At 36.9% G+C, this 22,181-nt stretch carries 16 protein-coding genes, 5 tRNA genes and 2 pseudogenes; 22 read left to right on the plus strand and 1 reads right to left on the minus strand.

Annotated elements, in window-relative coordinates:
* Nucleotides 1-36: 36 nt before the first annotated feature.
* From FBT53_RS14305 to FBT53_RS14405, 21 genes and pseudogenes are all read left to right on the plus strand, one after another.
* Nucleotides 37-1,710 carry a sodium:alanine symporter family protein gene (locus tag FBT53_RS14305; RefSeq protein WP_136951877.1) on the plus strand — a complete coding sequence of 558 codons (1,674 nt, stop codon included), beginning with the start codon at nucleotides 37-39 and terminating at the stop codon, nucleotides 1,708-1,710.
* A 20-nt stretch (nucleotides 1,711-1,730) separates the two neighbouring features.
* A complete protein-coding gene (locus FBT53_RS14310) occupies nucleotides 1,731-2,603 on the plus strand; it encodes a helix-hairpin-helix domain-containing protein (RefSeq protein WP_136951878.1) in 873 nt (290 codons plus the stop codon).
* A gap of 10 nt (nucleotides 2,604-2,613) precedes the next feature.
* A complete protein-coding gene (locus FBT53_RS14315; protein ID WP_136951879.1) occupies nucleotides 2,614-3,783 on the plus strand; it encodes an acyl-CoA dehydrogenase family protein in 1,170 nt (389 codons plus the stop codon).
* A gap of 91 nt (nucleotides 3,784-3,874) precedes the next feature.
* Nucleotides 3,875-4,069 carry a 30S ribosomal protein S21 gene (gene rpsU, locus FBT53_RS14320; RefSeq protein WP_136951880.1) on the plus strand — a complete coding sequence of 65 codons (195 nt, stop codon included), beginning with the start codon at nucleotides 3,875-3,877 and terminating at the stop codon, nucleotides 4,067-4,069.
* A gap of 82 nt (nucleotides 4,070-4,151) precedes the next feature.
* Complete coding sequence (locus tag FBT53_RS14325) at nucleotides 4,152-5,036, plus strand: tyrosine-type recombinase/integrase (protein WP_136951881.1); 885 nt, start codon at nucleotides 4,152-4,154, stop codon at nucleotides 5,034-5,036.
* A gap of 57 nt (nucleotides 5,037-5,093) precedes the next feature.
* On the plus strand, nucleotides 5,094-5,396 hold the full coding sequence (hpf, locus tag FBT53_RS14330) for a ribosome hibernation-promoting factor, HPF/YfiA family (RefSeq protein ID WP_136951882.1): 303 nt from the start codon (nucleotides 5,094-5,096) through the stop codon (nucleotides 5,394-5,396).
* A 102-nt stretch (nucleotides 5,397-5,498) separates the two neighbouring features.
* Nucleotides 5,499-5,572: transfer RNA gene (locus tag FBT53_RS14335), tRNA-Thr, on the plus strand.
* Nucleotides 5,573-5,595: 23 nt separating this feature from the next.
* Nucleotides 5,596-5,677: transfer RNA gene (locus tag FBT53_RS14340), tRNA-Tyr, on the plus strand.
* An 84-nt stretch (nucleotides 5,678-5,761) separates the two neighbouring features.
* Nucleotides 5,762-5,834: transfer RNA gene (locus FBT53_RS14345), tRNA-Gly, on the plus strand.
* A 77-nt stretch (nucleotides 5,835-5,911) separates the two neighbouring features.
* A tRNA-Thr gene (locus FBT53_RS14350) sits at nucleotides 5,912-5,986 on the plus strand.
* A 46-nt stretch (nucleotides 5,987-6,032) separates the two neighbouring features.
* Nucleotides 6,033-7,220, plus strand: a complete 1,188-nt coding sequence (gene tuf, locus FBT53_RS14355) for an elongation factor Tu (RefSeq protein ID WP_136951883.1) — start codon at nucleotides 6,033-6,035, stop codon at nucleotides 7,218-7,220.
* 66 nt (nucleotides 7,221-7,286) lie between these two features.
* Nucleotides 7,287-7,359 (plus strand) — tRNA-Trp (locus FBT53_RS14360).
* A gap of 17 nt (nucleotides 7,360-7,376) precedes the next feature.
* Entirely contained in the window at nucleotides 7,377-7,676 is a 300-nt protein-coding gene (gene secE, locus FBT53_RS14365) for a preprotein translocase subunit SecE (RefSeq protein WP_136951884.1), read from the plus strand.
* Between the two features lie 6 nt (nucleotides 7,677-7,682).
* Complete coding sequence (gene nusG / locus FBT53_RS14370) at nucleotides 7,683-8,234, plus strand: transcription termination/antitermination protein NusG (RefSeq protein ID WP_136951885.1); 552 nt, start codon at nucleotides 7,683-7,685, stop codon at nucleotides 8,232-8,234.
* Nucleotides 8,235-8,300: 66 nt separating this feature from the next.
* Entirely contained in the window at nucleotides 8,301-8,738 is a 438-nt protein-coding gene (rplK, locus tag FBT53_RS14375) for a 50S ribosomal protein L11 (protein ID WP_136951886.1), read from the plus strand.
* Nucleotides 8,739-8,756: 18 nt separating this feature from the next.
* A complete protein-coding gene (gene rplA, locus FBT53_RS14380) occupies nucleotides 8,757-9,446 on the plus strand; it encodes a 50S ribosomal protein L1 (protein ID WP_136951887.1) in 690 nt (229 codons plus the stop codon).
* Nucleotides 9,447-9,471: 25 nt separating this feature from the next.
* Nucleotides 9,472-9,987 (plus strand): 50S ribosomal protein L10, encoded by a 516-nt coding sequence (rplJ, locus tag FBT53_RS14385; protein WP_136951888.1) that lies wholly within the window; start codon nucleotides 9,472-9,474, stop codon nucleotides 9,985-9,987.
* A 46-nt stretch (nucleotides 9,988-10,033) separates the two neighbouring features.
* Nucleotides 10,034-10,420: pseudogene (gene rplL, locus FBT53_RS14390) on the plus strand (50S ribosomal protein L7/L12); the annotation flags it as partial.
* 129 nt (nucleotides 10,421-10,549) lie between these two features.
* On the plus strand, nucleotides 10,550-14,359 hold the full coding sequence (rpoB, locus tag FBT53_RS14395) for a DNA-directed RNA polymerase subunit beta (protein ID WP_136951890.1): 3,810 nt from the start codon (nucleotides 10,550-10,552) through the stop codon (nucleotides 14,357-14,359).
* A 61-nt stretch (nucleotides 14,360-14,420) separates the two neighbouring features.
* Entirely contained in the window at nucleotides 14,421-18,719 is a 4,299-nt protein-coding gene (rpoC, locus tag FBT53_RS14400) for a DNA-directed RNA polymerase subunit beta' (protein ID WP_136951891.1), read from the plus strand.
* Between the two features lie 7 nt (nucleotides 18,720-18,726).
* Nucleotides 18,727-19,038, plus strand: coding sequence for a DUF3467 domain-containing protein (locus tag FBT53_RS14405; RefSeq protein ID WP_136951892.1), 312 nt, complete (start codon nucleotides 18,727-18,729; stop codon nucleotides 19,036-19,038).
* Nucleotides 19,039-19,098: 60 nt separating this feature from the next.
* Here the strand turns inward: FBT53_RS14405 and FBT53_RS14410 are convergent, their stop codons facing one another.
* Nucleotides 19,099-20,685, minus strand: coding sequence for a peptide chain release factor 3 (locus FBT53_RS14410; protein WP_136951893.1), 1,587 nt, complete (start codon nucleotides 20,683-20,685; stop codon nucleotides 19,099-19,101).
* A gap of 415 nt (nucleotides 20,686-21,100) precedes the next feature.
* Here FBT53_RS14410 and FBT53_RS16335 point away from each other — a divergent pair.
* Nucleotides 21,101-22,181, plus strand: a pseudogene (locus tag FBT53_RS16335) (hypothetical protein); the annotation flags it as partial.

The raw sequence follows: 22,181 nt of genomic DNA on the forward strand, positions 1-22,181 counted from the left end.
GACCTAACAAAAAATTTAAACCAAATTAACATAAGTATGAAGTACAGACTTCTTTCGCTCATGACTTTTTTATTACCCGCCATGACGTTTGCTCAAGATGCTGCAGAGAAGGGTATAGATGAAAAAATCGATAAAGTATTCGGAGATTTAACCGGATGGTTTGTGAACTTCATTTTCTACCAAATACCGTTTACAGAGAATATAAAAATTTATTGGGTGTTATTCCCTTTAATCCTCGGGGCAGGCTTTTTTACATTTTACTTTAGGTTTATCAATTTTACCGGAGTTTGGGTCGCTATTAAAGTAGTGATGGGTAAATATGAAGATATTGAAAAATATGGAGCCAAAAACCTTTATGGAGAAGACGGGATTGCCGGTGGTGTAGACATGAATAAGGTAGACAGCCTTGATAAACACCTTACAGATAACAAAGATGAAATTGTAGTAGATGGCGATATATTAGATACTATAAGAGATGAAAGTTCTGATGGTGAGGTGTCTCACTTTCAGGCACTCACTGCGGCGCTTTCAGCAACTGTAGGTTTAGGTAATATTGCTGGTGTGGCAATAGCAGTATCTATTGGTGGAGCAGGAGCAACTTTTTGGATGATAGTCGCTGGTGTTTTAGGGATGGCATCCAAGTTTGTAGAATGTACCTTGGGAGTCAAATATAGAGACGTTGGTGCAGACGGTACTGTTTTTGGCGGACCTATGTATTACTTAAATAAAGGATTAAAAAATAAAACACTTGGTAAGGTCTTAGCTGGTGCTTTTGCTGTTATGTGTATTGGGGGTTCTTTTGGCGGTGGTAATATGTTTCAAGTAAACCAAGCGGTGCAATTATTTGAAAATATGACAGGTGGTACGGAGTCTTTCTTGTATGGTTATAGATGGGTTTTTGGTCTAGTTATGGCTGTATTGGTTGGTATTGTAATTATAGGAGGTATTAAGTCTATTGCTAAGGTTACAGATAAAATTGTTCCATTTATGGTTGTTATTTATGTAGGAGCATCTTTATTTGTTCTTATTGCTAAATACGATTTGATTGGATGGGCCTTTGGCGAAATAATAAATGGAGCTTTCGCTCCAGAAGGTATTGTAGGTGGCGCTGTTGGTGTACTTATTCAAGGTTTCAGAAGAGCTGCCTTTTCTAATGAAGCAGGGGTTGGTTCAGCTTCTATTGCGCATTCCGCAGTGAGAACAAAGTATCCGGCATCCGAAGGTTTGGTGGCCTTATTAGAACCGTTTATAGATACAGTTTTAGTATGTACAATGACTGCTTTGGTACTAATTATAACCGGTAATGTAAATCCAGAAAACGCATCCTTGAATGATGCGGAAGCCATATTATTAACCTCAGGTGCATTTGAGTCTGTAATTAGCTGGTTTCCATATGTGTTGACAATTGCTGTTGTATTATTCGCATTTAGTACACAAATCTCTTGGTCTTATTATGGTTATCAAGCATGGGCTTATTTATTCGGTAGAAATAAAAAGACCGAATATACCTATAAAATCATTTTTTGCTTATTTGTAATTGTAGGTGCCTCTGCTAGTTTAAACTCAGTCATCGGGTTTTCTGATGCCATGATTTTTGGTATGATGGTCCCCAATATGATTGGTATAGTTATCCTAGCTCCTAAGGTAAAAGCAGAGTTAAAACGTTACATGGATGCTATAAAATTAAAGTTGAATGCTATAGAGGAGTAATCCTTTTGGCGTAAATACTTATGAAAAATAGTAAATCCCACTTTCGGTTCTCTAAACAAGAACGAAGTGGGATTTTTTATTTGCTCTTACTGTTAATCCTTATACTTGGAGCAAAGTGGCTATGGATAAATTATGGAACACAATCACAACCTTCATCCTTAATAATAAATCAGGAGTTACAAAAGGAACTAGATAGTTTACGGGCCTTAGCCAAACAAAAAGACACTTTAAAACTGTATCCTTTTAATCCTAATTACATTTCGGATTACAAAGCTTATTTTTTAGGGTTATCCTCGGGTGAACTAGAAAATATAATCCGATTTAGAGCTAAGGATAGCTTTATGAATAGTCCGGAAGACTTTCAAAACGTTTCTGGTATATCAGATTCAATGCTAAAAAGAAGTTTGCCTTTTTTAAGGTTTCCGAAATGGAAGACGAAAAAAAGGGGGCAAGCATCAAAAAAGGAATTGACCCCAACATGGAGCAACGTGAAAACCGTAATAGACATTAACTTGGCGACTAAGGAAGATTTAATGCAGGTTAAGGGAATAGGGGAGAAACTTGCTGCTAGAACTATTAAGTTTAGGGATAAATTAGGTGGTTTTGTAACAGAAGAACAATTTATGGATGTTTATGGGTTGCCTCCAGAGGTAGCGCAAAAAGCTATGCAAATATTCAAAGTGTTAAAAAAGCCAAGTATTACGCCTGTAAACATTAATACTGCACCCTACGAGGAGTTGGTGCAATTAATTTATATAGATAAAAAAACGGCATGGGCAATTGTGCAATATAGAGACCGCAATGGAGTGTTCAAATCCTACCAAGAACTAAAAAATCTTCACGGTTTTCCATCAGATAAACTAGATAGAATAGCCTTATATTTGTCACTATAAACAAATTGCTATGAATAGTGTCTACTTTACAGAAGAACACCAACTGTTTAGAGAGAGCCTAAGAGACTTTTTGCAAAAAGAAGTCACACCTCATATAGAAAACTGGGAAAAAACCGGAACTATTGACCGTTTTATTTGGGAAAAATTTGGAGAAATGGGCTATTTTGGGCTCAATACCCCAGAGGAATATGGAGGTTTAGAGTTAGATCTTTTTTACACCACTATTTTTTTAGAAGAGTTACAGAAAATTAACTCGGGTGGTTTTGCTGCTGCTATGTGGGCTCATGAGTATCTGGCAATGACCTATTTAAATAAAATAGCAAACCCAGACCAAAAAAAACGTTACCTAGAGCCTAGTGTCATGGGTCAAAAAATAGGATGCCTAGGGGTTACCGAGCCTTTTGGTGGTAGTGATGTGGCAGGTATGCGTACCACTGCTGTTAAAAAAGGAGATGTCTACGTCATTAATGGTTCTAAAACATTTATTACCAATGGTGTTTATGGAGATTACATTGTTTTGGCTGCTAAAACAGACCCAAGTGCAGGTAATAAAGGGATTAGTATGTTATTGGTGGATAGAAATGCAAAGGGTGTTTCTGCTAATAAATTAAATAAACTAGGCTGGCGTGCTTCTGATACAGCGGAGTTGGCTTTTGATAATGTAGAAGTGCCAGTTGGCAATTTGATGGGGGAAGAAGGCAAAGGCTTTGTTTATATAATGGAGGCTTTTGCATTGGAACGTTTGGTTATGGGGATAAATGCGCATGCTAGGTCAGAGTTTGCCTTGGAATATACTTTAAAATATATGGGAGAAAGGGAGACCTTTGGTAAGTCAATAAATCAATACCAGGCCCTGCGTCATCGTTTAGTAGATATGGTAGCAGAGGTAGAATTGATAAAACACTACAATTACCATGTAGTAGCTCAAATGCAAAAGGGTAGCTATATGGTTAAAGAGGCTACCATTTCAAAATTAAAAGGCACTCAAATTGCAGATGAAGTAATGTATAATTGTTTGCAATTTTTGGGTGGATATGGCTATATAGAAGATTATCCTCTTGCAAGAATGTTAAGAGATAGTAGATTGGGGCCCATTGGTGGTGGTACTTCAGAAATTTTAAAAGAAATTTTATCAAAAATCATAATCGATAAAAAAGAATATAAAAAGCCTACAAACTAATAACTTATAATAAAATGATTTTTTTCTTTGTACATAGGAATACATTTGTATATTTGCCGTCCAAAATATAAAAGAAAGGAGGTTGTAGCTAATGTTAATTATACCAGTAAAAGAAGGAGAAAACATTGATAGAGCGCTAAAGCGTTTTAAGCGTAAGTTCGATAGAACCGGAGCAATGAGACAATTAAGAAGCCGTCAGCAGTTTACTAAGCCTTCTGTAAAACGTAGAGCGGAAATACAAAAAGCACAGTATATCCAAAGTCTTAGAGACCAAGAAGAACTGTAGTTTTTCCAAAATAATATTAGAATCCTGCCCAAAAGGCGGGATTTTTTTGTTTGTACCATTTAGATTAACGTAAATTTAAATCATGTCTGTATCCGCATTTCTAGATTATTTGCAGTTAGAAAAAAAGTATGCCAAGCATACTGTTGTGGCCTATAAGAATGATATTAGCACATTCTTAGCTCAGAGTGGGTTAATGGAAGAAGATTTACTTACGTTGGAATATGCAGTCATTAGAAGTTGGATTGTATTTTTAATAGAATCTGGATTGTCTGCCAGAAGTATTAATAGAAAGTTATCTTCTTTAAAAGCATACTTTAAATTTCTTTTAAAGATAGAAGCACGCACTGATACACCATTCGCTAAACATAAGTCATTAAAAATTCCCAAGAAAGTACAGGTTCCTTTTTCAAAAGAAGAAATGTCACAAGTTCTAGATCAGATAGAATATCCAAATACTTTTGAGGGTAAACGAGATTATTTAATAATAAACCTGCTGTACACAACTGGAATAAGACGGGCGGAGTTGGTGAAAATAAAGCTAGTAGATTACAATGGTGTAACAGGTAATTTAAAAGTTTTAGGCAAGCGTAAAAAAGAGCGGATTGTACCTATATTGCCCACTCTTAAAGATGCTATAGAAGAGTACTTAGAGGTGAGAAACAGGCTTCCTGTCATCAAAGATTATGCCTTTTTATTTCTTACAAAAAAGGGTCTTAAATTATACGAAACTCTTGTTTATCGGGTTATAAATAAGTATCTTAGTTTGGTCTCGCCTAAGGTAAAAAAGAGTCCGCATATGCTCCGGCATACATTTGCTACTCATCTTTTAAACCAAGGGGCTGATCTAAATGCTGTGAAAGAGTTGTTAGGGCATGCTTCTTTGGCTTCAACGCAAGTGTACACGCACAATAGTATTGCAGAATTAAAGAAGATTCATAAGACTGCCCATCCTAGAAGCAAGGAGTAAGGCCTCCTTTTATGTTTAACCCGCTCGTATTTCTTACGAGCTTTAAAAAATCACTTTATGAAGGTAAATGCGCAATCCGTAAACTTTGTTGCAGACAAAAAGCTTATCAATTTTATAGAAAATAGATTGGATAAGCTAGATTTATTTTATGATAAAGTAATTAGTTCTGATGTGTATTTAAAAGTCCAAAACACAAGTGCAAAGGAGAACAAAATTGTAGAAATTAAAGTGCAAATCCCAAGGGATCAATTAATTGTAAAAAAACAATGTAAGTCTTTTGAAGAGGCTGTGGATAATGCGTGTAGTTCTTTAGAAAGACAATTGGTAAAGAAGAAACAAAAACTTAGGGCACATGCCTGATAATTTTTTTTGCAAAAAGTTTTGTTTAAATAAAAATATCTCTACATTTGCAGTCCGTTAGAAATAGCGGGCTTTTTTTGTGACTAATTTAAGTGCAAAATTGCCGATATAGCTCAGCTGGCTAGAGCAGCTGATTTGTAATCAGCAGGTCGTGGGTTCGAGTCCCTCTATCGGCTCTGAAATACTGAAAACACAAGGCGGGGAGATACTCAAGCGGCCAACGAGGGCAGACTGTAAATCTGCTGACTATGTCTTCGCAGGTTCGAATCCTGCTCTCCCCACTAAATCTTAAAGCGCGGTTTTAAGATTTGCTCTGAAGAAATATTTTTTCGCAGAGTTTTTTTGAAATATTGATAATTAATAATGCGGGAGTAGCTCAGTTGGTAGAGCGTCAGCCTTCCAAGCTGAATGTCGCCGGTTCGAACCCGGTCTCCCGCTCTAAGTCAATCCCTGTTTAGGGTAACTCTTCCAATTTTGGGGGGCTATTGAAAAAGGTAGTTGATTCAACACTTTACGCCGGTGTAGCTCAGGGGTAGAGCGTTTCCTTGGTAAGGAAGAGGTCACGGGTTCAAATCCCGTCATTGGCTCCAAAACGATTTTGACACTAATATAAACTAAGATTAAAAATCATTTAAAATGGCTAAGGAAACATTTGATCGTTCCAAACCACACCTTAATATAGGTACTATTGGACACGTGGATCACGGTAAAACAACTTTGACTGCTGCTATTACAACTGTATTAGCTAACGCTGGTCTTTCTGAGCTTAGAAGCTTCGATTCTATTGATAACGCTCCAGAGGAGAAAGAAAGAGGTATTACAATTAACACTTCCCACGTAGAGTATCAAACTGCTAACCGTCACTATGCGCACGTTGATTGTCCAGGTCACGCGGATTACGTAAAGAACATGGTAACTGGTGCTGCTCAGATGGATGGTGCTATCTTGGTTGTAGCTGCAACAGATGGTCCTATGCCTCAAACACGTGAGCACATCTTATTAGGTCGTCAGGTAGGTATTCCTAGAATCGTTGTTTTCTTGAATAAAGTTGACATGGTTGATGATGAGGAGTTATTAGAATTGGTAGAAATGGAAGTAAGAGAATTACTTTCTTTCTATGAGTATGATGGGGATAACGGTCCTGTTATTGCGGGTTCTGCTTTGGGTGCTTTAAATGGTGAGCAAAAGTGGGTTGACACGGTAATGAGTTTGATGGATGCTGTTGATGAGTGGATTGAATTACCTGCTAGAGATGTTGATAAGGATTTCTTAATGCCAATCGAGGATGTATTTACAATTACTGGTCGTGGTACTGTAGCAACTGGTCGTATCGAGACTGGTGTTGCTAATACAGGTGATGCTGTAGATATCATTGGTATGGGTGCAGAGAAATTGTCTTCTACTATTACTGGGGTAGAGATGTTCCGTAAAATTCTTGATAGAGGTGAGGCTGGTGATAATGTTGGTATCTTATTAAGAGGTATTGAAAAGTCTGACATCAAGAGAGGAATGGTTATCTGTAAGCCAGGTTCTGTAAAGCCACACGCTAAATTTAAGGCAGAGGTTTATATCTTGAAAAAAGAAGAAGGTGGCCGTCACACGCCATTCCATAATAACTATCGTCCGCAGTTCTACGTAAGAACTACAGATGTAACTGGTAATATTAATCTTCCTGATGGAGTGGAGATGGTAATGCCAGGTGATAACTTGACAATTACCGTAGATTTGATTCAGCCAATCGCATTAAACGTAGGTTTGCGTTTTGCAATCCGTGAGGGTGGTAGAACAGTAGGTGCTGGTCAGGTAACTGAAATTTTAGATTAATTTATTTTATAAAATAATTTACACGAAGGGGTGTTCTGTTTTAACAGGATACCTTTCAGTGTAAATACGGGTGTAGCTCAGTTGGTAGAGCACTGGTCTCCAAAACCAGGTGTCGGGAGTTCGAGTCTCTCCTCCCGTGCGATTAAAGTTTTAAGTATGTTGACTTACGTAAAAGAATCTTGGGAAGAACTTAAGAATAATGTAACATGGTTAAGCCGTGAGCAGGCATCTAACTTAATGGTGGTTGTAGCGGTATTTTCCATTTTGTTTGCTTTAACTACGTGGGGAATTGATATGTTCTTTTCTGATGCAATTACTGGCAAGTTGGTGGATGGTTCTTATTATTCCGCCTTATTAGATTCTGGTTTTTGGGGTGTTTTACGTATAGTTTGGTATGTGCTTTTGGTATTGGCTATTGCTGTAGGAGTGAATTCATTTTTTGTAAAGAAAAAATAGAGGTCAATGTCAGAGGTTTTAGAAAAGAAATGGTATGTAGTTAGGGCTGTAAGTGGTCAGGAGAATAAAATTAAAGGCTACATAGAGAATGAAGTAGAACGTGCTGGTTTTTCGGATTACCTAGAGGAGGTTTTGGTGCCTACTGAAAAAGTGGTTCAAATCAGAAACGGAAAAAAAATAAATAAAGAGCGTACTTATTTCCCGGGATACATAATGGTTAAGGCTAATTTAGGTGGGGAAATGGTGCATATTATTAAATCTATAACCAATGTGATAGGTTTTTTAGGGGAAACTAAAGGTGGTGATCCTGTTCCTCTAAGAAAATCTGAAGTGAATAGAATGTTAGGAAAGGTTGATGAGTTAGCTGTGAATACAGATAATGTTGCCATTCCTTTTGTTCTTGGTGAGACGGTTAAGGTTATAGATGGTCCTTTTAATGGATTTAACGGTACTGTTGAAAAAATTAATGAGGAAAAGCGTAAGCTTGAAGTAATGGTTAAAATTTTCGGTAGAAAAACACCATTGGAGTTAAGTTATATGCAAGTTGAGAAAATTTAGAGTAAGAGCTGTTACAAGTAAATTGTGTGCTTCCAATAAACACAATTAAAATTTTAATTATATAAAATGGCAAAAGAAGTAGATAAGGTTGTAAAACTACAAGTTAGGGGAGGTGCTGCGAATCCGTCGCCACCGGTTGGACCCGCCTTAGGTGCTGCTGGTGTTAACATCATGGAGTTCTGTAAGCAATTTAATGCTAGAACACAGGACAAGCAGGGTAAAGTATTGCCTGTTGTTATCACCGTTTACAAAGACAAATCGTTTGAGTTTGTTGTAAAAACACCACCTGCGGCCGTTCAATTGATGGAAGCTGCTAAGATTAAAAAAGGATCTGGCGAGCCTAACAGGGTAAAATCGGGGTCAGTATCTTGGGACCAAGTAAGAAGCATTGCAGAAGAGAAAATGGTAGATTTAAACGCATTTACTATTGAGTCTGCAATGATGATGGTTGCTGGTACTGCGCGTTCAATGGGGCTAAAAGTTTCAGGAACTAAACCTTTTTAATCTAAAAAGCAATTTAGAATGGCAAAATTGACGAAAAAGCAAAAAGAAGCTCAAGCTAAAATTGACAGGAATAAGTTGTATTCTTTGCAAGAGGCTTCTGCTTTAGTAAAAGAGATTACAAATGCAAACTTTGATGCATCTGTAGATTTAGCAGTAAGATTGGGTGTTGATCCAAGAAAAGCGAATCAAATGGTACGTGGGGTAGTAACGTTGCCTCACGGAACAGGTAAGGATGTTAAAGTTTTAGCTTTAGTAACGCCAGATAAAGAAGCGGAGGCTAAAGAGGCTGGAGCTGATTATGTTGGTTTGGATGAGTATTTGGATAAAATCAAAGGTGGTTGGACAGACGTTGACGTTATTGTAACTATGCCTAGTGTTATGGGTAAATTAGGGCCATTGGGTAGAATTTTAGGTCCAAGAGGTTTAATGCCTAATCCTAAAACTGGTACTGTAACTATGGAAGTAGGTAAGGCGGTAGCAGATGTTAAAGGTGGTAAAATCGATTTTAAAGTTGATAAGACTGGTATTGTACATGCTGCAATTGGTAAAGTTTCATTCTCTGCAGATAAAATTGCAGGTAACGCTAAAGAACTAATTGATACTTTGGTGAAATTAAAACCAGCTGCTGCAAAAGGTGTTTATATGAAAAGCATCTACATAAGTAGTACAATGAGTCCAAGTGTTCAACTAGACCCAAAAGCAGTTTAATAACGAGTAGCTCAAATTCAAAACAATGACAAGAGAAGAAAAAGCAACCGTAATTGAAGATTTGACTGCTCAGTTAGCGGAGAACTCCATCATCTATTTGGCGGATATTTCTGGTCTAGATGCAGTGCAAACTTCAGATTTAAGAAGAGCTTGTTTTAAAGCTAATATTAAATTAGCAGTTGTAAAAAATACGTTGCTTGCAAAAGCAATGGAGGCTTCTGATAAAGAATTTGGTGAGCTTCCAGGTGTACTTAAGGGAAATACTTCCTTAATGTTATCAGATACTGGTAATGCGCCTGCTAAACTTATCAAAAACTTTAGAAAGAAAGCAGCAAAACCTATTTTAAAAGGTGCCTTTGTAGAAGAGGCGGTTTATGTAGGTGATGAAAACCTTGATGCATTAGTAAGCATCAAATCTAAGGAAGAAGTTATTGGAGATATTATCGGATTGTTACAATCTCCTGCTAAAAACGTTATTTCTGGACTTAAGTCTGGTGGCGGAAAACTAGCTGGTATCTTAAAAACGCTTTCAGAGAAATAATTAGTACGCACTAAAACCTTTATATTTTAAAAATTTATTAAACGATAGAAAAATGGCAGATTTAAAAGATTTTGCAGAACAGTTGGTTAATCTTACCGTTAAAGAGGTAAACGAATTAGCTGATATTTTAAAAGAAGAGTACGGTATTGAGCCTGCTGCTGCGGCTGTTGCTGTTGCTGCTGGTGGTGCTGGCGGTGGTGATGCTGCTGCTGCAGAAGAGAAAACCGAGTTTGATGTAATCCTTAAAGCGGCTGGAGCTTCTAAATTAGCTGTAGTTAAGTTGGTGAAAGAACTAACTGGTCTTGGATTGAAAGACGCTAAAGAAATCGTTGATAGCGCACCTAAAGCTATTAAAGAAGGTGTTTCTAAAGACGAAGCAGAAGGTATCAAAAACTCTTTGGAAGAAGCTGGAGCAGAAGTTGAGCTTAAATAATAGCAAAAACTATAATATTGAGGTTAAGGTCTTACCGTAAATCGGTTAAGACCTTAGCCCGTTTTATAAAGCAACGTGTAATGGTGCACGTAACCTGTTTAGAGATTTCACTATAAAATTCGTCCATAGATGTTCACAAATCAGACTGAAAGAGTAAACTTTGCATCGGCTAAGAACATACCGGATTACCCGGATTTCTTGGACATTCAGATTAAATCTTTTCAAGATTTTTTTCAACTTGAGACTAAATCTGACGAGAGAGGCAACGAAGGTTTGTATAATACCTTCATGGAAAATTTTCCAATCACCGATACAAGAAATCAATTTGTATTAGAGTTCTTAGATTACTTCATTGATCCACCTAGATATTCCATACAAGAGTGTATTGAAAGGGGATTAACTTATAGTGTGCCACTTAAGGCAAGATTAAAATTATATTGTACTGATCCAGAACACGAGGATTTTGAAACAATTGTACAGGATGTTTATTTGGGTACTATTCCATATATGACTCCTAGCGGTACCTTTGTAATTAATGGTGCAGAAAGAGTAGTTGTTTCTCAGTTACACCGTTCACCAGGTGTATTTTTTGGCCAGTCTTTTCATGCTAATGGTACAAAATTATATTCTGCTAGGGTAATTCCTTTTAAAGGTTCTTGGATAGAATTTGCAACAGATATCAATAGCGTTATGTACGCTTATATTGATAGAAAGAAAAAATTACCGGTAACTACACTTTTTAGAGCTATAGGTTTTGAAAGGGATAAGGATATTCTTGAAATTTTCGATTTATCGGAGGAAGTAAAAGTATCTAAAGCCGGATTAAAGAAGGTGCTTGGTCGTAAACTTGCTGCTAGGGTGTTAAATACCTGGCACGAGGATTTCGTGGATGAAGATACAGGAGAGGTAGTTTCTATAGAAAGAAACGAGATTGTATTAGATCGTGATACCATTCTTGAAAAAGAGCATATTGACGAAATTTTAGATGCTGATGTAAAAACTATTCTTCTTCATAAAGAGAACAATAGTCAGTCTGATTACGCCATCATCCACAATACTTTACAAAAGGATCCTACCAACTCAGAAAAAGAAGCGGTAGAGCACATCTATAGACAATTACGTAATGCAGAACCGCCAGATGAGGAGACTGCACGTGGAATCATAGACAAATTGTTCTTCTCTGATCAACGTTATAACTTAGGTGAAGTAGGGCGTTACAGAATGAACAAAAAGCTTGGGTTGGATATTGGAATGGACAAACAAGTTTTGACCAAAGAAGATATCATTACAATTATCAAGTATTTAATTGAGTTGATTAACTCCAAAGCGGAGATTGATGATATTGATCACTTATCTAACCGTCGTGTTAGAACTGTAGGGGAACAACTGTCTTCTCAATTTGGAGTTGGTTTAGCTCGTATGGCTCGTACCATACGTGAGCGTATGAATGTGCGTGATAACGAGGTGTTTACCCCAATAGATTTGATTAATGCAAAGACATTGTCTTCTGTAATTAATTCATTTTTTGGTACTAACCAGTTGTCTCAGTTCATGGATCAGACCAACCCATTAGCAGAGATTACACACAAGAGACGTTTATCTGCCTTAGGGCCTGGTGGTCTTTCTAGAGAAAGAGCCGGTTTTGAGGTGCGTGACGTTCACTATACGCACTATGGTAGACTTTGTCCTATAGAAACTCCTGAAGGTCCAAACATTGGTTTGATATCTTCATTAGGAGTATTTGCCAAAGTGAATCAAATGGGCTTCTTAGAAACTCCTTACCGAAAAGTGGAAGAAGGTAAAGTAGATGTTCATAATCACATTTACCTAAGTGCGGAGGAAGAAGAAGGAATGAAAATTGCGCAAGCAAATATTCCTTTAAAAGATGATGGTACTATAGATACTGATAAAGTAATTGCAAGGGAAGAAGGAGATTTTCCTGTGGTAGACCCAGCAGAAATCCAGTATACGGATGTGGCTCCTAACCAAATTGCTTCTATCTCAGCATCTTTAATTCCTTTCCTAGAACATGATGATGCGAACCGTGCCTTGATGGGATCAAACATGATGCGCCAAGCAGTACCATTATTGCGTCCACAGTCTCCAATCGTAGGTACTGGTTTAGAAGCACAAGTTGCTAAAGACTCAAGAGTATTAATCAATGCTGAAGACGACGGGATTGTTGATTATGTTGATGCACAAAAAATCATCATAAAATATACCCGCTCCGAGGAAGAAAGGTTAATCAGTTTTGATGATGATTATAAGTCTTACAATCTGATAAAGTTCCGTAAAACGAACCAAGGTACTTCTATTAACCTAAAACCTATCGTAAGAAAAGGTGATTCGGTTAAAAAAGGACAGGTACTTTGTGAAGGTTATGCGACAGAAAAAGGAGAGTTAGCTCTTGGTAGGAATATGAAGGTAGCTTTCATGCCATGGAAAGGGTACAACTTTGAGGATGCAATTGTAATCTCAGAAAAAGTTGTAAGGGAAGACATCTTTACGTCTATACATATTGATGAATATTCTTTAGAGGTTAGAGATACTAAATTAGGTGCCGAAGAATTAACTAACGATATTCCAAACGTTTCGGAAGAAGCAACAAAAGATTTGGATGAGTATGGTATGATTCGTATCGGAGCAGAAGTTAAGCCAGGCGATATTTTAATTGGTAAGATTACGCCTAAAGGCGAATCTGATCCAACTCCAGAAGAGAAATTATTACGTGCTATTTTTGGAGATAAAGCAGGTGATGTTAAGGATGCATCTTTAAAAGCATCCCCTTCTTTAAGAGGTGTGGTAATTGATAAAAAGTTATTCTCTAGGTCTATTAAAGATAAGAGAAAACGTTCTGAAGATAAAGAGGCAATCTCTAAGTTAGAATTGGAGTACGAAGTTAAATTCCAACAACTTAAAGATGTTCTTATAGAAAAGTTATTTCACTTAGTAAACGGTAAAACATCTCAAGGTGTACAAAATGACTTGGGAGAAGAAGTATTGCCGAAAGGGAAGAAGTACACGATAAAGATGTTGAATTCTGTAGATGATTTTGCACACTTGGTGAGCGGAACATGGACTACAGATGAAGAAACCAACGTATTAGTTGCAGACTTGCTTCACAACTATAAGATTAAATTAAACGACCTTCAAGGTAACCTTAGGAGAGATAAATTTACCATTTCCGTTGGTGATGAACTACCTGCGGGTATCATGAAATTGGCTAAAGTTTACATTGCTAAAAAGCGTAAGCTTAAAGTAGGTGATAAAATGGCTGGTCGTCACGGTAATAAGGGTATAGTTGCAAGAATTGTGCGTCAAGAAGACATGCCATTCTTAGAAGACGGAACACCAGTAGATATTGTACTTAATCCACTTGGGGTACCATCCCGTATGAATATTGGTCAGATTTATGAAACAGTTCTTGGTTGGGCTGGTCTTAAATTGGGCCAAAAATATGGTACACCAATTTTTGACGGTGCTACCTTAGACCAAATTAATGAACTTACAGATAAAGCTGGTGTTCCAAGGTTTGGGCATACACATCTTTATGATGGTGGTACTGGTGAGCGTTTTGATCAAGCAGCAACGGTAGGTGTTATTTATATGCTTAAGCTAGGCCATATGGTAGATGATAAGATGCACGCACGATCTATTGGTCCATACTCGTTAATCACGCAGCAACCACTTGGCGGTAAGGCACAATTTGGTGGTCAGCGTTTTGGAGAAATGGAGGTTTGGGCGTTGGAAGCTTACGGTGCTTCTGCAACCTTACGTGAGATATTGACAGTGAAGTCTGATGATGTTATCGGTAGGGCTAAAACGTATGAGTCTATCGTTAAGGGTGAGACCATGCCAGAACCTGGGTTGCCAGAATCTTTCAATGTATTGATGCATGAGCTTAAGGGCTTGGGCTTAGATATTAGGTTGGAAGAGTAATTTTATAGTTGAGAAACTATTTTTAAGAGAACATAGTTAAACATTTCATCTTTATAGCATCATGGCTAGAGCAAAAGATAATAACACACAAAAAAGGTTTAATAAGATTTCCATCGGTCTGGCTTCTCCGGAGTCTATTTTGGCAGAATCTAGAGGTGAGGTCTTAAAACCTGAAACTATAAACTATAGAACGCACAAACCTGAGCGAGACGGGCTTTTCTGTGAGCGTATTTTTGGTCCTGTCAAGGATTATGAGTGTGCTTGTGGTAAGTATAAGCGTATCCGTTACCGAGGTATTGTTTGTGATCGTTGTGGGGTAGAGGTTACAGAGAAAAAAGTACGTAGAGATAGAGTAGGTCACATTAACTTAGTGGTACCTGTAGCTCACATCTGGTACTTCCGTTCTTTACCAAATAAAATAGGATACCTATTAGGTTTACCATCCAAGAAATTGGATATGATTATCTATTATGAAAGATATGTGGTAATCCAGCCTGGTATTGCTAAAGGTCCGGAAGGAGAAGAGTTGAATAAAATGGACTTCTTAACAGAAGAAGAATATTTAAACATCTTAGAATCCATTCCTGTAGAAAACCAATATTTAGAAGATAATGACCCAAATAAATTCATCGCTAAGATGGGTGCTGAGTGTCTTATCGATTTATTGGCGCGTATTGATCTTGAGCAACTTTCTTACGAATTGCGTCACAAGGCTAACACAGAGACTTCCAAACAACGTAAAACAGAAGCCTTAAAAAGACTTCAAGTTGTAGAGGCTTTGCGTGAATCACAAGAGAATCGTGAAAATAGACCAGAGTGGATGATTATGAAGGTAATTCCGGTGATTCCGCCAGAATTGCGTCCATTAGTACCGTTAGACGGTGGTCGTTTCGCAACGTCAGATTTAAATGACCTGTATAGAAGGGTAATTATTAGAAACAATCGTTTAAAGCGATTGATGGAAATCAAAGCTCCAGAAGTAATTCTTAGAAATGAAAAAAGAATGCTTCAGGAAGCAGTAGATTCATTATTTGATAATACAAGAAAAGCCTCTGCTGTTAAGACTGAATCTAATAGACCTTTAAAATCATTGTCAGATTCCTTAAAAGGTAAGCAAGGTCGTTTCCGTCAAAACTTATTAGGTAAACGTGTGGATTATTCAGCACGTTCTGTTATCGTAGTAGGTCCAGAAATGAATCTATACGAATGTGGTTTGCCTAAAGATATGGCGGCAGAGTTATACAAACCATTCATTATCAGAAAACTGATTGAACGTGGTATTGTAAAAACAGTGAAGTCGGCTAAGAAAATTATTGATAAAAAAGAGCCAGTAGTTTGGGATATTTTGGAGAATGTATTGAAAGGTCACCCAGTTCTTTTGAACCGTGCTCCCACATTACACCGTTTAGGTATTCAAGCATTCCAGCCTAAATTGATTGAAGGTAAAGCCATACGTTTGCACCCACTAGCATGTACTGCATTTAATGCGGATTTTGATGGTGACCAGATGGCAGTGCACTTACCTTTGGGGCCAGAAGCAATCTTAGAAGCACAGTTATTAATGCTAGCTTCTCAGAACATACTAAATCCTGCTAACGGTTCTCCAATTGCGGTACCTTCTCAGGATATGGTATTGGGTCTGTATTATATGACCAAAAAGAGAGTTTCTGATGATACTATTACGGTAAAAGGCGAAGGGCTTACTTTTTATTCGCCAGAAGAAGTAGAAATTGCTTTCAATGAGAAGAAGGTTGATCTTAATGCGGGTATTAAAGTAAGAACTAAAGACTTTAATGAAGAAGGTGAGTTAGTTACAATGATTGTAGATACTACTGTTGGTAGGGTATTGTTTAACCAAATGGTGCCAGAAGAAGCAGGTTTTATCAATCAAGTACTAACTAAGAAAGCCTTACGTAATATCATTGGTGACATTTTAGCAGTTACTGATGTTCCAAGAACCGCGGCATTCTTAGATAAGATTAAAACCATGGGATACACCTTTGCATTTAAAGGTGGCTTATCCTTTAGTTTAGGTGATATTATTATCCCTGCAGAAAAGCATGAAATGATTGCTGAAGCAAATGAGCAGGTAGATGGTATTATGATGAACTATAACATGGGTCTTATTACCAATAACGAACGTTATAATCAGGTAATTGATGTTTGGACCTCTACTAATGCTATGCTAACAGAGTTAGCTATGAAGCGTATTCGTGAGGATCAACAAGGTTTTAACTCTGTATATATGATGCTTGACTCTGGAGCAAGGGGTTCTAAAGAGCAGATAAGGCAGTTAACAGGTATGCGTGGATTGATGGCTAAGCCTAAAAAATCTACCGCAGGCGGTGGTGAGATTATTGAGAACCCAATTCTTTCTAACTTTAAAGAAGGACTATCAATTCTTGAATATTTTATTTCAACACACGGTGCCCGTAAGGGTCTTGCAGATACTGCTCTTAAAACTGCGGATGCAGGATATCTAACAAGAAGATTAGTAGATGTATCTCAGGATGTAATTATCAATTCAGAGGATTGCGGTACGTTAAGAGGTATTGAGGTAGAAGCTTTACGTAAGAACGAAGAGGTAGTAGAATCTCTTGGAGAACGAATCCTTGGTAGAGTTTCTTTACACGATGTGTACAATCCTTTGAATGAAGAATTACTTGTGGCTGCAGGTCAAGAAATTAATGACGCCATTGTTAAGAAAATTAATGCATCACCAATTGATAAAATGGAAGTGCGTTCGCCATTAACATGTGAGGCAGAAAAAGGTATTTGTGCCAAATGTTATGGTAGGAACCTTGCAACCAACAAAATGGTGCAAAGAGGTGAAGCTGTGGGTGTAGTTGCTGCTCAGTCTATTGGGGAGCCTGGAACACAGCTTACGCTACGTACATTCCACGTAGGTGGTATTGCAGGTAACATTTCAGAAGAAAATAGACTTGAAGCTAAATTTGCTGGTAGAGCGGAAATTGAAGATTTACGTTTAGTAACTGGTGAAAATGCTGAAGGTGAAAAAGTTGACATCGTTATCTCTAGAACGTCTGAGATTAAAATAATAGACGAGAAAACAGGTATCACATTAAGCACAAACAACATTCCTTACGGTTCTCAATTGAGTATTAAGGATGGTGCTAAAGTATCTAAAGGTGATACTATTTGTACTTGGGATCCATATAACGGTGTTATTGTCTCTGAATTTACTGGTGAAATTGCTTATGAAAATATTGAGCAAGGGATTACTTACCAAGTTGAGATAGATGAACAGACAGGATTCCAAGAAAAAGTTATCTCTGAATCTAGAAACAAGAAACTAATACCAACCTTACTTATTAAAGATGGTAAAGGAGATGTGTTGCGTTCTTACAACTTACCAGTTGGATCACACATCATGGTAGATGATGGAGAGAAAATAAAAGAAGGTAAGATTTTGGTTAAGATACCACGTAAGTCTGCAAAAGCAGGGGATATTACGGGTGGTCTTCCAAGGGTAACCGAATTGTTCGAAGCGCGTAACCCATCTAACCCGGCTGTTGTTTCTGAAATAGACGGTGTAGTTTCTTTTGGTAAAATTAAGCGTGGAAATCGTGAGATTATCATTGAGTCTAAACTAGGAGAAATCAAAAAATACTTGGTTAAACTATCTAATCAGATTCTTGTTCAAGAGAATGATTATGTTAGAGCTGGTATGCCATTATCTGATGGATCAATTACTCCAGAGGATATCTTGAAAATTAAAGGACCATCTGCTGTACAACAATATTTGGTGAATGAGGTTCAAGAAGTTTACCGTTTACAAGGTGTAAAAATCAATGATAAACACTTTGAGGTAGTTGTAAGACAAATGATGCGTAAGGTAAGAATTCAAGATGCGGGTGATACTATTTTCTTAGAGAACCAATTGGTTCATAAAGATGACTTTATCAAAGAAAACGATGAAATCTTTGGTAAGAAAGTGGTAGAGGATGCAGGAGATTCTGATAACCTAAAAGCTGGTCAAATTATTACTGTTAGACAATTAAGGGATGAAAATTCTCTTTTAACGCGTGCAGATAAGAATTTGGTTTCTGCAAGAGATGCCGTTGCTGCAACAGCCACGCCAATCTTACAAGGTATTACAAGAGCATCTTTACAGACTAAATCATTTATCTCTGCAGCATCCTTCCAGGAAACAACCAAGGTTTTAAATGAGGCAGCGGTTAATGGTAAAGTAGACACGTTAGAAGGTCTTAAGGAAAATGTTATTGTAGGTCATAAGATTCCAGCTGGTACAGGTATGAGAGATTATGATAGTATAATAGTAGGCTCTAAAGAAGAATATGATGAGATAATGGCTCGTAAAGAAGAGTTTAAATTTTAATAGATAAATGGCTGAGCAGGATCAGAAACAACAACAAATTAATATTGAGTTAGATGAAAAAATTGCAGAAGGAACTTATTCTAATCTCGCAATTATAAATCATTCAGTATCAGAATTTGTGGTAGATTTTATTAGTTTAATGCCAGGTGCGCCTAAGGGTAAAGTAAAAAGTAGAATTATTTTAACTCCACAGCATGCTAAGAAATTTTTAAAAGCATTAAATGATAATGTAAGACGATTTGAAAATGCTCACGGAACTATTAAAGATTATGAACAACCTCCTATACCATTAAATTTTGGTCCTACAGGAGAAGCATAAATGAAAAAGCCCCGCATTGCGGGGCTTTTCTATTGTTAATTTTCAAATTTTTAGTTTACATTATTTATATTCAGATGTAAAATGGAGTTTCACTGTGGGATACTTCTGTTGCGTCATTTGCAAAGAAAACTGAGAATCTGCCAAGAATACTAATTTACCGTGTTTATCTGTTGCTAAAAACTTCTGTTTTACTCGTTTAAACTCGTTAAATTCTTCATTCTTTTCGGTAGCTTCTACCCAACAAGCTTTATGAACAGGGAAATTTTCATAGGTGCATTTGGCACCATATTCATGCTCAAGTCGGTATTGAATAACTTCATACTGTAAAGCGCCAACAGTACCAATAATTTTTCTACCATTCATTTCTAAAGTAAATAATTGAGCTACCCCTTCATCCATTAATTGATCTATGCCTTTGAACAATTGCTTAGCCTTCATAGGGTCTGCATTATTTATATATCTAAAATGTTCTGGAGAAAAACTAGGAATTCCTTTGTAATTCAACTCTTCTCCACTCGTAAGGGTATCACCAATTTTAAAGTTGCCAGTATCGTGCAAACCAACAATATCTCCTGGGAATGATATGTCAACAATTTCTTTCTTTTCGGCAAAGAAGGCATTTGGACTAGAGAATTTGAGCTTTTTATTGTGTCTAACATGTAAATATGGAGTGTTTCTTTCAAATGTTCCAGATACAATTTTTATAAAAGCTAACCGATCTCTGTGTTTTGGATCCATATTGGCATGTATTTTAAATACAAAGCCAGAAAATTCTTTTTCGTTGGCTTTTACCAAACGTTCTTCTGCCATTTTAGGTCTTGGTGGGGGGGCAATCTCGATAAAACAGTCTAACAATTCTCTTACGCCAAAGTTGTTCAATGCAGAACCAAAGAAAACTGGTTGTTGCTCACCTTTTAAATAAGTCTCTTTATCAAAAGAGGGATAAACACCTTCTACTAATTCTAGGTTTTCTCTTAAAGCTTCTGCAGCTTTTTCACCTATAATCTTTTCTAGTTCAGGACTATCAATATTATCAAATGCTATCGTTTCTTCAATGTTAGATTTGTTATTACCACTGAATAAGTTGATGTTTTTTTCGTAAATATTGTAAATACCTTTAAAATCAAATCCCATGCCTATAGGAAAACTTAAAGGAGTTACGCTAAGTCCAAGTTTTTGCTCCACTTCATCTAGTAAGTCGAACGCATCCTTACCTTCACGGTCTAATTTATTTATGAAAACTATCATTGGTATGTTGCGCATTCGACAAACTTCAACCAATTTTTCGGTTTGTTCCTCTACCCCTTTTGCAACATCAATGACCACGATAACACTATCAACTGCAGTTAATGTTCTAAATGTATCTTCAGCAAAATCTTTGTGTCCTGGGGTGTCTAGAATATTTATTTTTTTATTCTTGTAAATAAAAGCAAGAACGGAAGTAGCAACAGAAATTCCTCTTTGCCGTTCGATTTCCATAAAATCACTGGTAGCAGATTTTTTAATTTTATTGTTTTTAACCGCTCCAGCCTCTTGAATGGCACCACCAAAAAGTAGTAACTTTTCGGTTAGGGTAGTTTTACCAGCATCTGGGTGAGAGATAATTCCAAACGTTCTTCTTTTATTTATTTCTCTTTCAAAATTCATTTAAAAAAAATTTCTGCAAAAATAGTTTAAAATAATAAGTGTCTTTTTCTGGATATAGGTGTCTTAGTGTTAATATTTCTATGAAAAAAAACAAAAAATAAGCTTGTACGGATTAAAAATAAGGTGGTATTTTCGTGCCAACACTAACGAGACCATCTACTATATTCCCCCAGAATTGTTTTTTATAGGAACAGGTTTTTTAATGTTTAAATGTTGCATTTAATCGAGTAAAATGGGAGAATAATCCCATTACTTGTATATATGCAATAAGAATTGTCCCAGATTCTTGCATATACTTATAGCCTTTAAGGCACCTATTAAGCCATGGTAATATTTAAAAATATTATCATATATGTCTACATTATTTGGCTTACGTTACTCCACTTGCAAAAGAACTTGGTTTATCAGGAGTTTCATGTTTTTAATATTTGCTTTTTCGATTAATACGTACGCTACAAGCACAAGTACGATTACGGATTACAATGATCCATGCTTGACTTATGATTTCAAAAGAATTAATCCTTCCGATTTTAAATTTCCCATTAAGATATTTGATGGAAGTCTACAAGGGATAGTAGATGTAAGTAGTAAATGGAACCTCCCGAATGGAAGTATTATAGTCGAAGTACAAAATGCAAGTGTTAGAACCAATACTACTTTTGTAGTAGGTGACAATAACCCAGTTTTATTTAGAATTACGGGTACCGTACCGGTAAAAATTCGGGCAGAACATTCATATGGTCTTTCAATTGGGGCAATTGACGGTATTATTGTTGAGGAATTCGTAGACTATGAATATCTGACTACCAATCAACAAGGTCTTATTAATCAAATAAATGAAAACTCTTATTTTGTTGAAAATACTTTAAATGAGGACGTGATAAAGGGACCTTATTATATATGGCAGTCAAAACAAAGCTCAAGTTTCATATCTTTTTTTTCAACTGAGAAAGACGTTAATCATAGTATCGTTCTTAATTTAAAACCAATATATTGTCCAGATACGGATGGTGATGGCGTACCAGACGTTGTGGATTTAGATGATGATAATGATGGTATATTAGATACAGTAGAAGGAGACGGAACTATCGACACGGATAACGATGGCAGACCAGACAGTTTAGACATCGACAGTGATGACGATGGCATTCCAGACAATGTAGAAGGTCAACCTACAGAAGGTTACCTTCCACCAAGTGGTGAAGATGCGGATAATGATGGTTTGGACGATGCTTATGAGGGGACAGGCAACCAAGGTGTTACACCAGAAGACACCGACCAAGACGGCACTCCAGATTATTTAGATGATGATAGTGATAATGATTTGGTTCCAGACAGTAATGAAGGTCACGACTTTGATTATGATGGCGAACCAGACAACACTTACACTGGAGTAGATACAGATAATGATGGTTTAGACGATGGCTATGAGGGTAGTGATGTAAATGATGGTTACGATGTTAACGATGAGATAGAAGACCCAGCGAACGATTTAC

The sequence above is a fragment of the Flavobacterium sp. ASW18X genome (genome assembly GCF_005144745.1).
Classification (GTDB): domain Bacteria; phylum Bacteroidota; class Bacteroidia; order Flavobacteriales; family Flavobacteriaceae; genus Croceivirga.